Here is a 12,734-nt window from a genome sequence, read left to right as displayed (position 1 = left end):
TCGTGGGACTATACGCGTCTATTGTTTTTGTTTTTTATGATGGGGATTATCAAGGGTCTGGGACCCTTGAGCGGGGTATGGGGCAGAGCCCCAAATATTACAAATATTACTTAAGAGGGAGGTAGTGTTATGAGAAAGTGCTTCGCGTTTTTAACAGCGCTGTTGTTGGCGGGGTCAGCGTCTGCGGCGCCTGTGGCGAGCGTTCCGCAAGGAATTCACGTGAGCGACGTCACATCTCTTCAGTCGTGGGGATATTTTTTCGTCGGCGGCGAGTATGAGCCGGAACCGGAACATGCGGAAGGGCTCAAGGGGGAGACAGAATCATTGGTGATGCGAGGGCAAATGTTCATTGAGGTCTTCGTGCCCAAAGAAGTCACTAAACCTTACCCGCTGGTATTTTTCTCCGGCAACAACTCCACGAGCCTGGCGTGGCTGAACACACCGGATGGCAGAAACGGCTGGGCCCAATATTTCTGGGAGCAAGGTTATATTGTGTACGTCACGGATGTTCCGAACCGCGGCCGAGCTGGGGCGTTGCCGCGGCCTGGGCAGTATCTGTCTACGTCCTCCGCGCAAAGGAGCGAAGTGATGTTCGCGGGCAAGGGGGTCGAGGGAGCGACCCAGTTCCCTGGAAAGCCCGATATGGGTGATCCCATATTTGATACTTTTTACGCCACGGTAGCTCCGGCTCTGAACGATAACAAACAAATGGAAACCTTCGCGCAGAAAGCGGGCGCTTTGCTGTTGGACAAGATTGGCCCCGCGATTCTCGTTTCTCATTCGCAGTCTGGTCCGTTCGCGTGGTTGATTGCGGACGCGAGACCCAATCTCGTGAAGGGGATTGTGAATCTCGAACCCAAAGGCCAGCCGTTCCACAATAATCCTCGTCGTGGCTCCGTGGAGTACGCTGTTTGGGGACTGACGGAGATTCCTATGACTTACGATCCTCCCGTTACCGACCCGGAGAAAGAGCTGATTCCGGAGCTGCATACCCCAAAAGACAAAACCCTATTGCCCGGCAATTTGCAAAAAGAACCGGCGAGAGTTCTGGTGAATCTCAAAGATATTCCAATCTTGGTGGTCACGGGATCCGCGTCGTATCACTGGAATTACGACTACCTCGTGCCGCTTTACCTAAAACAGGCTGGGGTGAAAAACGTCATGTACACTCATCTTCAAGATGAGGGGCAAATAGGCAACTCGCACTTTATGATGGTCGAGAAAAACAGTCTAGACATCGCTAAAATCGTGCAGTCCTGGATCGAAGGCAATATAAAGTAGCGATAAAGTAGCGAGATTTTCAACATTCATTTCAACATTCAAGTGATATTTCTCAACAAGAGGGAGGCAGTATTATGAAGAAAGTTGGAAGCGCAGTCAGGCGTATCGCGTTGCTGGTGGTCATCGCAATGGTGGCCTCATGCGGAGTCGCTTACGCGGCAGAGTGGCCCGAGAAGAGAATCGAAATGATTTGGCACTCGGCGGGGTCGGGTGGAGATATTTTCCTCAGAGCTCTCGCGAAGGCCGTAAGCACTAAGATTCCCACGCCGGTGATCGTAAACAACATCACGGGCGCGTCTGGGGCGAACTCCTGGACACACGTCGCCAGATCGAAACCCGACGGTTACACCATTCAGGGGGTATCATCGACATTCATAGCAAGCCCTATCGTTAACAATATGAAAGTGAGCTACAAGGACTTCGACGCCGTGGCGCGGATGTTCATTGACGCTGTCGCGATCTACGTGGCGGCTGATGCGCCGTACCAAACATTGAATGACTTCCTCGATGACGCGAAAAAACGCCCCGGCGAGCTGAAGATCACCGGCGGCACGGCTGGTAATATCGAATTTGTCGCCACGCGCGAGCTGATGAAAGCGGCGGGGGTCAATGTTGCGCTCGTGCCTTTCGAGGGTGGTGGAGACGGCGTGGTCGCGGTACTTGGCGGACACATAACGGCTGGTGTTGGGGAGTTCGCGGAGATGCTCTCGTCCGTGGAGGGCGGTAAGATTCGTGTTCTAGCCACATTCAACAAAATCCCCGGCTACGACTATCAAACTGTCGCGGAAGCGGGGTTTCCGCAGGTCACAATAGAAAAATTCCGCGGACTGATCGTCTCAAAGGGTACTCCCAAGGAAGTTCTGGAGAAATTGCGGGAATATTTCAAAGCGGCTTATGACAACCCGGATTTCAAACAATACTACGAAAGCTCGCACCTTGTCCCCGCGTGGCTTTCAGGGGAAGAATTCTACAAGGTGATGGAAGAGCAGGACGCGGCGATCCGTACATCGCTCGGTAAATAGCGTATCTTAATTTCGCGGTCGCGCGCGTTGACCGCGCGGCCGCCGCTCCAGATTAGTTTGGAAAGGGGAATATTTATCTTGTTCAAACGAAATGACTGGATTTTTGGTTTGATATCTCTGGCACTTGGAGCAGCGACGTTGTACTTTGCCCGCGATGTCGCGTTGGTGCAGTCGCTGGACCCTGCCGGACCGGCTGCCATGCCGACCATCATCGCGTGGATCATGGTAGCGATAGGCGCTGTGCACATTTGGGGAGCTTGGAACATAATCAAAAAAAATCCCTCTGCGGCTGAAGTGGAAGAAAACAGCGGCATGTCTAGGATCGTTATCATCTGCGTCGCCTGCCTAGTCTATTATTTTTTCCTCGACGACATCGGTTATATCGTGATGACTCCCCTTCTGATGATCGTCGTTATGGCAAGCGTCGGCTCGCGCGACGTTAAAAAAATACTGGGAATGTCGCTGGGCACGACGGCTGTGCTGTTTTGTATCTTTTATTTTCTCCTCAAAGTCAACATGCCGCTTGGAATTTTGCAGCCGTTTTTTAATTGAAAGCGGGGTAAGGTCATGGAAAACTTTCTTATCAGCATAAACGCGCTTTGCTCCTGGGAGGCTATCCTCGCCATCTTCGTGGGGGTCATATGGGGTACCATCGGCGGGATCATTCCCGGCATCAACGCCACGATCGCTATGGCCCTTCTGCTACCGTTTACCTGGGGAATGGAGCCTCACATCGCGGTGATGATGCTGGGCGGTGTTTACTGCGGCGGCGAATATGGCGGTTCAATACCGGCTATCCTGATCGGAACGCCGGGGACAAACGCCGCCGCCGCGACGGTGTTCGACGGATTCGAGATGCACAAAAAGGGGGAAACCGGACTCGCTCTTTATCTGTCGCTCTACTCGTCCGTATTCGGCGGGCTCTTCGGCGCGATTTCCCTTATGCTGCTGGCGATACCGCTGGCTTCGATAGCGCTGGCCTTCGGGCCGGCAGAGTACTTCATGCTGGCGTTGGTGGGGCTCACCTTGATTTGTTCTTTGGGGGAGGACAACATTCTCAAAGGAATATGGGCCGGGCTTCTGGGTATTCTGCTCTCATGTATTGGATTCGACCCGTTTGCCGGTTCGCCCAGATTTACTTTTGGCTCCATGAACCTTTCCGACGGGTTGGAGATGGTCGCCCTCATGATGGGACTTTTCGCCATATCGGAGGTCTTGCAGCAGGCGCAGAACTTTGACATCAAGGACACCTATGTTTTCGACGAAAAAAGCGACACTTCCATGCCGACGTGGAAGACCTTGAGAAAGTACGACAAGACCAATGTCCTGTCGTCGATCATAGGGGTTATCGTAGGCGCGATGCCGGGCGCTGGCGCTACGGTAGCGTCGTTCATCTCTTACAGTTGGTTCAAAAAAACAAGCAAAGACCCCGACTCCTTTGGCAAGGGCAATCCTGTGGGAGTGGCCGCTCCGGAAGCCGCCAACAACGCCGTCACGGGCGGCGCGATGGTTCCTTTGCTGGCCTTGGGTATCCCTGGTTCCAATTCCACAGCCATCATGCTGGGTGCGCTGATGATCCACAACGTCAGGCCGGGTCCCATGCTCTTCATTGACCATCCCGAAATTCCCTATGGCATCTTTTCGTCCCTGCTCGTCGCCAATATCTTGATGTTTTTCGTGGGCGTCGTCTGTATCAAGGGCGCGATCAAGCTCACGAGTATCTCGAAGCCGGCTCTTTTCGCCGCCATCATCACTCTGGTGTTCACCGGGGCGTATTCGTTCAACGCCGAGCGTTTCGATGTTCTAGTCGCACTTTTGTGCGGCATTCTTGGATTATGTATGCGTAAATTCAAGCTGCCCCACGCGGCAACAGTTTTGGGGTTTGTTCTGGGTTTCATCATGGAGGCAAACTTGAGGCGGGCTCTCATACTGACAAACGGTAGCTACATGGGGGTCTTTACCAACTCGAAAATTACGATAGTTCTCGTATTGATCGCTCTGCTGTCTCTTCTTTTACCGTTTTTACAACCGTTGCGCAAAAAATTCGTGGTCTCGAAAACGTATTGAATTACTTGCAGCCCTCCGGCTCAGTCGGGGGGCTGCGGTGTTAATTGAGATGGTGTAAGATTAGCGTGGGGGTGTGAGAGTATTGGGATTTCCAGGAGGACAGGTCGTCGCTTTTTGTGTCGCGTTTATGGTGGGTGCCGTCGGTTATTTTGTCTTTCGGCTTTTGCGGGTTCCCAATCCGGCGTTGTTGGGCTCCATGGTGGCAACAGGAGCTTTGAGCGTAACCGGCTTGTATCCTCCATTGAATACGAGACCCGTTTCGTTCGTCGCTAACGTTTTGATCGGCATCTCGATAGGGCGTCAGATCGATAGGGCAGTTGCCAAACGGATGCTACGCATGATCATGCCCGTGGCGATTCAAACAGTGGGGATGCTGCTTTTGTCTCTGATATGCGGATTGTCGATGCGTCTCATGAGCGGCCTAGACCTCGCGACCTCGCTCATCAGCGGCGCAGCGGGAGGAATCGCGGAAATGGTTGTCTTCGGTATGTCTATCGACGCGTCCATCTCTGTTATAGCGTTTGTCCAGCTTTTCAGAGTCGTCACCTTCGTGGCGTTGATCCCTTATCTCGCTCTCGTAGCCGAAAAAATCACGGGCATCTCCCAAGAGTCGCGTAGCTCGAATAATGCGGCGAAGGGTACGTCTCTCGCGTTTTTCGCGAAACAGGATTATCTGAAGCTGGTTCCCTTGGCCTTCGTAGGGGGAGCGTTCGCGGCGTGGCTTAAAATTCCCACGGGGGGCATGTTGGGAGCAATGCTTGTCGGAGGAGGGCTGGCTCTGCTCTGGGGCAAACGGTATCGATTTGATGATCGGATCCGCCTCATGGCGCAGATCGGGCTCGGCCTCGTGACCGGCGAGCGAATAACGCCGCAAATAGCCGAACAGCTCGGCGCTCTGTTCGTCCCGGCTATTGTTGTAACTTTTGTTATGCTGCTCGGTTGTACCCTGCTGGCCATTTTGCTTTATAAAACGTCGGATTGGAGCCTGACGACGTGCCTTCTCTGTGCCGCTCCGGCCGGCTTGAGCCAGATTGCCTCGTTCGCCGAGGAGGTTGGGGCTGACCCGCTCACCGCGTCCGTATTTCACACGGCCCGTATTGTTGGTATCGTTACGTTATACCCGTGGATTGTCCTGCCTTTGGCGGGTTCTTAGCGATGAAGGGATATGTTGTTAGCGATAAAGGGATATGATAAAGGGATATGATGAAGGGATATAAGGAACATGGGATGAAACCCCCTAGCGAAAAACCCTATCAGAAGGGCGTTAGCATTGGGGGTTTGAATGATTATTGCACGATTATCTTGCACGATTATCTTGCACGATTATCTGAACGATTATCTTGAATCTTTGTCTTCGGCAAACCAGAAAGGACGGAGCAGTCGCAGGCCACAAGTCTCGCCCACCTCCGGTCCGGGAGCGCGGCGGCCCTTCTGGACGCGCGTCTCCTGACCGTCGATCTCAACCCGATAATCGACGATCTCCCCCAAGAAAGCCCTGCGGGTGACAACCCCCCTCAACCCACCCTCACCGACGAAATCAATCTCCGACGGTCGGCTCGCCAGCAAGAAAGTTTTTGCGTTCTCATCCGCGCAGCCTGGGATCAGTTTCGGTGGAACCAATTCCGATGGCAGGGCACTACCTTCGCGAAGAGCGACGCTGTCGCCGGACCGGACAACCTCTAGAAAATTGGAGAGCCCGATGAAGCTGAACACGAACTTGTTTGCTGGGTTGTTGTAGACCTCCAGCGGCGTGGCAATCTGTTGCGCGACGCCGAGCTTCATTACGAGGATGCGGTCGGAGAGGGCCATCGCCTCGGATTGATCATGGGTTACGTAGATAATAGAAAAGCCGTATTTGCGCTGCAAGTCTTTGATTTCAAAGCGCATTTCCTCGCGCAAGTGAGGGTCGAGGCTCGAAAGAGGCTCATCCAGAAGCATTACGTCTGGGTTGATCGCTAGAGCTCGGGCCAGAGCCACGCGCTGCTTGCCGCCACCGGAGAGGTTCGCCGGGCTGTCGCTCGCGGCCCCCGTCAAGTTGGTTGACGCGAGGGCATCCTTTGCGCGTTTTTCGATCTCCGAAGTCGGAAGTTTGCGAATACGCAGCGGAAAAGCCACGTTCTCGTAGACCGACAGGTGCGGCCACACGGCGAAAGCCTGAAACACCATGCCAAAATCGCGTTTTTCTGGAGGTAGGTAGTAGTTTTTCTTTGGGGAGGAGATCAAGCGTTCACCGACATGAATTTCTCCGTCGTTCAGATCTTCGAAGCCCGCCACCATGCGCAGGGTCGTCGTCTTACCGCAGCCGGAGGGACCCAGCATGGAAAAACACTCTCCCTTTTCGATTTCCATGTTTAGCGAGTCCACGGCGGTCACAGAGCCGAAACGTTTCGTCACATTCACCAGTCGCACATGGGACATAAGGTTATTCCCTGCCTTTCTCGGCAAAACGGTTGATCAGTGTCTGACCAACAACGATGAGGATCAGGGCAATGCCCGCCAGCGCCGCCGACCGGACGGTCTCCCCATCTTCGTTCAGCGTGTAGATGGCCACTCCGATGGTGCGCGTTGTGGGCGCGTAAAGCATGATGGACACCGTAAGTTCTCGCAACGACGGCAGAAAAATAAGGAAAAAGGCCGCGATCATGCCCGGCCGCACGAGGGGCAGCACGATGTCCTTTAGCGTTTGCCACATCGTTGCCCCGCAAACGCGGGCGGCCTCCATCAGCGAATCGTGCACCTGTTCGAGAGCCGCGCTGTTCGCCCTGAGCGAGAAGGCCATGTAGCGGGCAATGTAGGCCACGAGGATGATCCATACGGTGTTGTAGAGGTTCACGCCGTATTTGCCGCTCCAGGCGAGGATAACGCCCAAGGCGATGACGGAGCCGGGCACGGAGAACGGCAGCATCCCCAAAAATTCCAGAATCCCCTTGCCGCGCACCTTCATCTTCACGATAACGTAGGAGATCATAACCCCCGCGAACATGGTGATGACCGCCGCGGAGAAACCCAGTGTCACGCTGTTCCAGATGGCGTCCTTCGTGAGTTTGTAATTGAAGAGGACGAACTTGTAATTGTCCAGCGAGAGGTTTTCCCACGTGAAGGGCAGCCCGTAGGTCCTGAGCCCACCCACCAGGAAGATGACCACGGTCGGTAGCACGATGGTGAAACCGATGTAGACGACACAAAAGAGAAGCAGGGGAAAACGCAGAGCGCGAAGCTTGAGTTCCATTGGGCGGAAACTTTTGCCCGCGATGATCTGGTAGTGGCCATGGTTTAGGATTTTACCCTGAAGCCAAAGGATGAGGGCAGCTGAAATGACAAGCGCCGTGGCGAGCACCGTCCCGGTGCGGATGGACGCGAAATTTCCCCCGCTCTGGTGGATACGCTGATAAATGAGCGTCGGAATGTTGAAAATGCCGTTTTCGATTCCAAGCACCGCAACGGTTCCGAAGTGCGCCATCGAGTAGAGCATGATGAGAAGCGCCCCCGAAAGAATACTGGGCATCACCAGCGGGATCGTGATCTTCCGCGTGATGGTGAAAAGCCCCGCTCCGGAGATACGAGCCGATTCCTCCAGTGTCGGGTCCATGCGTTCGAGAGCGCCGCAGACCTGAATGAAAACGAAGGGGAAGAGATACATGACCTCGACCAGAATAATCCCCATATAGCTGTAAATGTTGAAAATCGGTCCGTCGAACCCCAACTGAGTCATGAAAAAACGGTTGATGAAGCCCGCTCTGGGTGAGAGCAGCATTTTCCACGCGAGCGCGCCGATGAAGGACGGCAACATGAAAGGCACGAGAAACATGCTTTTCATGAAACGTTTGTACGGAAGATCTGTGCGCGTCACCAACCAGGCGAAAAAAGTTCCGACAATCGTGCTACCGATGGTCGTTCCCGTCGCAATGATCAGAGAGTTGACGAGAGCCTGCCATGTATCCGGCTCCTGGATGATTCGGGCGACGTCCCGGATGTTGAACTCCCCGTTCACCCAGAAGGCGTTGAAAAAGATGAGTAAAACCGGAACCGCCACCACCACCACCAGTATAGCGACGGACAGGAAAAGAATAATCTGTGCCGTTCCGAAGTCACGGCGCCGCTCAATGCTGTTCATGACTTCACCTCCGACAAAGTCCCGGCGTCGAACCAGAGCAGGTTCCGAAAGCTCACCACGCAGCTTTCGCCCTCATCGAACATCAACCCTCTAGACAGCGCCTCGTGGGTTTCCAGTGCGGTCCGTAGGCTCGCGCCGTCAACCTCGATGAGGTAATCTATCATGGCTCCTAAAAAGCTGGCCCGCCGAACCACGCCGCGCAAGCCCTCGGAACGCTGTTCTCCAGAAACCCCCTCACGAGCAATCTCCACGTCCGAAGGGCGGAAACCCGCAACCCATCCCGACGCAACCCCTCCCGAATTGGGCGTGGAGTCCGTCGGAGGAATCCACGGCATAACCTGCGTACCGTTTCCCACGCGGTAGCTCATGCCCTCGCGCTCTGCTGAAACGTGTACTGGAACGAAGTTGGCGATGCCCATGAAGTTGAACACGAAAGGATCCGCAGGCTGTTCGAAAATTTCCCAGGGAGCGCCAGTCTGCCGGACGCGGCCAGAGCCATCCATAATGGCGATCCGGTCGGAGATGGCGAGCGCGACTTCTTGATCATGCGTGACGTAGAGTACCGTAATATCAAGCTTATGCTGCAATTCTTTAATTTCGAAGCGCATTTCTTCTCTCAGGTTGGCGTCCAGATTGCTCAGAGGCTCGTCTAGGAGCATGAGCGATGGGCGCGCGACGAGTGCGCGGGCCAAGGCCACACGCTGTTGTTGACCGCCCGAAAGCTCGGAGGGCAGGCGCTTTTCCAGGCCGCTCATGCCCGTCAGGCCGATGGTTTCCATGACTCTCTTTGTCAGCTCGTCTTTCGGGGTTTGGGCCAGCTTGAGAGGGTAAGCGACGTTGTCGAAGACCGTCATGTGCGGCCACACGGCGTAGTCCTGAAAAACCATGCCGATTCCTCGACTGTCGGGGGAAATATGGATGTTCTTTCCAGGATCCGAAACCACAGTTTCGCCGATGCTTATCTTCCCGGAGTCGGGCGTCTCAAAGCCGGCGATTAGGCGGAGCAGAACCGTCTTACCGCACCCGGAGGGACCCAACAGAGTGAAACACTCGCCGCGCCGGATCGACAAGTCGAGGTTCTTATGAACCTGATGTTTGCCGTAACTTTTAGCGATACTTTCAATTTTTATAATGTCCATGATATTGTCCGGCTGTCCTCTCAAAAAACAAAAACCTTGGGCTCTGCCCAAACCCGCCAAGGCCATCAGGCCCTGGACCCATTATTTAGGCCCTGGACACACTATATAGAAACGTGAAAGCATAGAAACGTGAAAGCAGGGAAACCCCAAATTTTACTTTATCCTCTGCCCTGCAACATACCCGTGAATTTTTTAACCGTTTCTTCTTTTATCGTCACCGTCTCTTCTCTGATCGTCCCTTCTTTCATCTCTTTTTTGATCATCTCCTCTTTTATCATCTCTTCTCTGATCGTCCCTTCTTTCGTCTTTTTGATCATCTCTTCCTTTTTTATCGTCTCTTCTTGGATCATCTCTTCTTTTGTGAATATCATCTGCAGATGGCCGATCTTGATCGCGCGCTTCAGGGCGTTGATCGCGTCGGGAAGCATGAAGCCTTCGGGTGCCTTGCAACGTGTCTGTGAATTTTTTGATCGTCTCTTCTTTTGTGGACATCATCTGAAGGTAGTCAATCTTGATCGCGCGCTTCAGGGCGTCGGATGCATTGGGAAGCATGAAGCCTTCGGGGTTCTTCACGTCGGTGCGGACAGACAAAGTTCCCTCTCCCGCAATCAGAATTTGTGCCTCCTGAGAAAGGAGGTAATCGACAAACTTTTTAGCGGCTTCGAGGTTGGGGCTCGCTTTGAAGATAGCGACGGGGCTAGGCGCCATCAGGAGTTCCGGGGGGTAGTACAACGCGATGTGGGCGCCTTTCGAGATCTTGTCGTTAGTGATATAGTCTACAGCGAGAGACGCCGCCAACTCGCCGGAGGCTGTGTCGTCCACCACCTGCCCGGAGCCCTTACCGATACGGGCCTGGTTCTCATGAAGTTTCTCGAAGAACTCCCACCCAAGCAGAATAAACGATTTTAATCTTTTTAGAAAATTATAAAAAAGGTAATAATGAAAGAAAAAGGGGTAATATTATAAAGACAAGTTTTGATGTGTTGAAAATGGATAATGGGCCGAACGTGTTGAGTAGATTTCAACCGTTGATGTCGGTGTTTTCAGGAAAGCGCGTCAAAAGTGCGTCAATACGTTGAACTACTACCTAAAATTATACAGAAAAGGTGAGATCATGTTATTCAAGAAAAAAAGTATTCAATTGAAGTTATTGGCTACTCTTGTTCCCATGGTAATCGTGTCTTTTCTAGTACTGTCGATCGTGAGTTACAAACTGTCTAAAAACGCTCTAACCTCCAGCACGATAGAAACCGCTATCGCGACTGGCTATCGTTACGCCGAAGAGCTCAAGGCCAATATGGACTTGATTTCGGGCTATCTCAAAGTCATAGCGAACATGCAACCCATACAGGAGGGCAAGGATAAAGAACAAATTCTAGCCATTCTGTCCATAATGTTCGACAAAATAGCCCTGTGCGACGTTCTTTTTTACGCCTGGCCAGACGGTGAAGCGCTTCGCTCGAACAACACGATATTCGATGCCGGCATACGGGAATATTTCGATAAAGTAAAGGAAACAAAAAAACCTTACGTTTCCGACGTTTTGGTAGCGAGATCGTCCGGGAAGACATCGGTCGTCGTTTGTGAACCCGTTATGAACGGCAACGAGTTTGCTGGAATGCTAGGAGTAACATATAACTTGGAAAGGATGGACAAGCTCATTGAGAATATCGAGTTCAAAGACACCGGCTATGGCTGCATTCTGGACAAAACGGGGCTTATCATTTCCCATCCCCGGTTTCCTGAATTTGTCGGAAAGCTGAACATCAGCTCGAAGCGTGTCGATCCGACAATGAACTTAGGTTTCAACGAGATTGACGACAATTTATTGTCCCTCTTTAAGCAAGTTTCTTTAAACTGGACTGAGGCGGTAAGGGGAAATTACTTCCTGCGCGGTATTGATTACGATTGCGTGCTGGTTCCCGTCAATCTTCAGGGGGGGCAGCACTGGGCTGTAGGCATAGCGGCCCCGATCGCGGAAGTCAACAAGGAGGTTGTAACGCTCTTTGAGGTTATGGCGGCTATCTCGATGGGGTCTATCGTCCTCGCTCTCTTTTGCACCATCGTTATCAGCAGGAAAGTCACTCGGCCCATTTCCACGATCAGGGACGAGTGCCTCACTATGGCAAACGGTGACCTCAGAAAGCGTCCGCTCAACGTCTATTCGAATGACGAGGCAGGAGAACTGGCAGAGGGGTTTGCCGTCATGAAAAAGAACTTGTCCAACCTCATAACGAATGTGAAGTCCGAGGCCGAAACATTGGCGTCCTCCAGCGTGGAATTTCAGGCTGAGTCGCAAAACTGCGTCGAGAACGCCGAGAAAATGAGCCAGGCGATGGTCGAGGTCGCGGATCGCGCGAAAATACAAGCCGACTCGATGAAAAACGTCTTTTCCATCGCGAACGAGATATCCGGCATTACCCAAAGCGTCACGGCTCTGATCCTGGATGTGCACGCCATCGCGTCGAAAACTTCGGAAAGCGCGACTGAGGGGCAGAACGTGGTGAAGCAAGCTATGGACCAGGTGCAGAAAGTGAGCGCTGGTTCCTCCGCTGTGGAGGACGCCGTCAGGAAACTTGCCGAGGGATATCAAGAGATAAGAGAAATCGTGACCCTGATTTCCTCCATAGCCAGGCAGACTAACCTGCTGGCGTTAAATGCCGCAATCGAAGCGGCTAGAGCCGGACAGTACGGCAAAGGCTTTTCTGTCGTCGCTGAGGAGGTTCGTAGTTTGGCGGAGAGTTCAAGCCGAGCGGTGCAAGAGATAGCGCTTCTCATTTCCAACAACGAACAGAAAATGACCCAGGCGGTGGAAACCGCGCAATCCGCAAAAAGTGATGTTACGGCGAGCATTGAGGCCGTCAATTCCGCGGGGAAAATTTTTTCTAGAATTGTCTCATCGATCTTTTCTTTGTCTGGCCAGATAAAGGAAGTATCTTCGTCCGCCGAAAAAATTTCTTCCGACAATCAGAACCTTGTCGCTCTCATCGGTGACATCGAGGAAATCAGCGGAAAAAACATCGCGGAGGTAAGCGACACTATCGAACAACAACTGGCTTCTATCGAAGCGATTGCCTCATCTTCCGACACCTTAACTGAGGTAGCCATCAA

10 protein-coding genes and 1 pseudogene are annotated in these 12,734 nt (G+C 53.0%); 6 read left to right on the top strand and 5 right to left on the bottom strand.

Features of this window, described 5'->3' with window-relative positions; genetic code table 11:
• The first annotated feature begins 129 nt into the window (after positions 1-129).
• From LBJ36_00930 to LBJ36_00910, 5 genes are all read left to right on the top strand, one after another.
• Positions 130-1,281: a hypothetical protein gene (locus LBJ36_00930; GenBank protein ID MDR1377605.1), complete on the top strand. Its 1,152-nt coding sequence runs from the start codon at positions 130-132 to the stop codon at positions 1,279-1,281.
• Positions 1,282-1,355: 74 nt separating this feature from the next.
• Complete coding sequence (locus LBJ36_00925) at positions 1,356-2,303, top strand: tripartite tricarboxylate transporter substrate binding protein (GenBank protein ID MDR1377604.1); 948 nt, start codon at positions 1,356-1,358, stop codon at positions 2,301-2,303.
• A gap of 78 nt (positions 2,304-2,381) precedes the next feature.
• The gene (locus tag LBJ36_00920) at positions 2,382-2,855 is read left to right on the top strand and encodes a tripartite tricarboxylate transporter TctB family protein (GenBank protein MDR1377603.1); all 474 of its coding nucleotides are present in this window, start codon (positions 2,382-2,384) and stop codon (positions 2,853-2,855) included.
• Positions 2,856-2,870: 15 nt separating this feature from the next.
• Complete coding sequence (locus tag LBJ36_00915) at positions 2,871-4,370, top strand: tripartite tricarboxylate transporter permease (GenBank protein MDR1377602.1); 1,500 nt, start codon at positions 2,871-2,873, stop codon at positions 4,368-4,370.
• Between the two features lie 73 nt (positions 4,371-4,443).
• The gene (locus tag LBJ36_00910; GenBank protein ID MDR1377601.1) at positions 4,444-5,523 is read left to right on the top strand and encodes an AbrB family transcriptional regulator; all 1,080 of its coding nucleotides are present in this window, start codon (positions 4,444-4,446) and stop codon (positions 5,521-5,523) included.
• Positions 5,524-5,705: 182 nt separating this feature from the next.
• On the opposite strand, the gene LBJ36_00905 is transcribed toward LBJ36_00910, so the two are convergent.
• From LBJ36_00905 to LBJ36_00885, 5 genes and pseudogenes are all read right to left on the bottom strand, one after another.
• Positions 5,706-6,788 (bottom strand): ABC transporter ATP-binding protein, encoded by a 1,083-nt coding sequence (locus LBJ36_00905; protein MDR1377600.1) that lies wholly within the window; start codon positions 6,786-6,788, stop codon positions 5,706-5,708.
• Positions 6,789-6,792: 4 nt separating this feature from the next.
• Positions 6,793-8,484: an iron ABC transporter permease gene (locus LBJ36_00900; protein ID MDR1377599.1), complete on the bottom strand. Its 1,692-nt coding sequence runs from the start codon at positions 8,482-8,484 to the stop codon at positions 6,793-6,795.
• A complete protein-coding gene (locus LBJ36_00895; GenBank protein MDR1377598.1) occupies positions 8,481-9,689 on the bottom strand; it encodes an ABC transporter ATP-binding protein in 1,209 nt (402 codons plus the stop codon). The genes LBJ36_00900 and LBJ36_00895 overlap by 4 nt, the downstream gene beginning before the upstream one ends.
• Positions 9,690-9,781: 92 nt before the next feature.
• Complete coding sequence (locus LBJ36_00890) at positions 9,782-10,051, bottom strand: hypothetical protein (GenBank protein MDR1377597.1); 270 nt, start codon at positions 10,049-10,051, stop codon at positions 9,782-9,784.
• A 145-nt stretch (positions 10,052-10,196) separates the two neighbouring features.
• Positions 10,197-10,517 (bottom strand): annotated as a pseudogene (locus LBJ36_00885) (extracellular solute-binding protein).
• Between the two features lie 283 nt (positions 10,518-10,800).
• Here LBJ36_00885 and LBJ36_00880 point away from each other — a divergent pair.
• Positions 10,801-12,734, top strand: a 1,934-nt coding sequence (locus LBJ36_00880; protein ID MDR1377596.1) for a methyl-accepting chemotaxis protein, incomplete at its 3' end; no start/stop codon positions are given.

The sequence above is a fragment of the Synergistaceae bacterium genome, assembly GCA_031267575.1.
Classification (GTDB): domain Bacteria; phylum Synergistota; class Synergistia; order Synergistales; family Aminobacteriaceae; genus JAIRYN01.
Note: the sequence above shows the minus strand (reverse complement) of the source record. Positions and strands in the feature narration are given on the sequence as shown.

Bases quoted from the DNA above. Each gene is read 5' to 3' on its own strand.
- LBJ36_00930 (MDR1377605.1), top strand. From the start codon at position 130: ATGAGAAAGTGCTTCGCGTTTTTAACAGCGCTGTTGTTGGCGGGGTCA.
- LBJ36_00925 (MDR1377604.1), top strand. From the start codon at position 1,356: ATGAAGAAAGTTGGAAGCGCAGTCAGGCGTATCGCGTTGCTGGTGGTC.
- LBJ36_00915 (MDR1377602.1), top strand. From the start codon at position 2,871: ATGGAAAACTTTCTTATCAGCATAAACGCGCTTTGCTCCTGGGAGGCT.
- LBJ36_00905 (MDR1377600.1), bottom strand. From the start codon at position 6,788: ATGTCCCATGTGCGACTGGTGAATGTGACGAAACGTTTCGGCTCTGTG.
- LBJ36_00900 (MDR1377599.1), bottom strand. From the start codon at position 8,484: ATGAACAGCATTGAGCGGCGCCGTGACTTCGGAACGGCACAGATTATT.
- LBJ36_00895 (MDR1377598.1), bottom strand. From the start codon at position 9,689: ATGGCCTTGGCGGGTTTGGGCAGAGCCCAAGGTTTTTGTTTTTTGAGA.
- LBJ36_00890 (MDR1377597.1), bottom strand. From the start codon at position 10,051: ATGCTTCCCGACGCGATCAACGCCCTGAAGCGCGCGATCAAGATCGGC.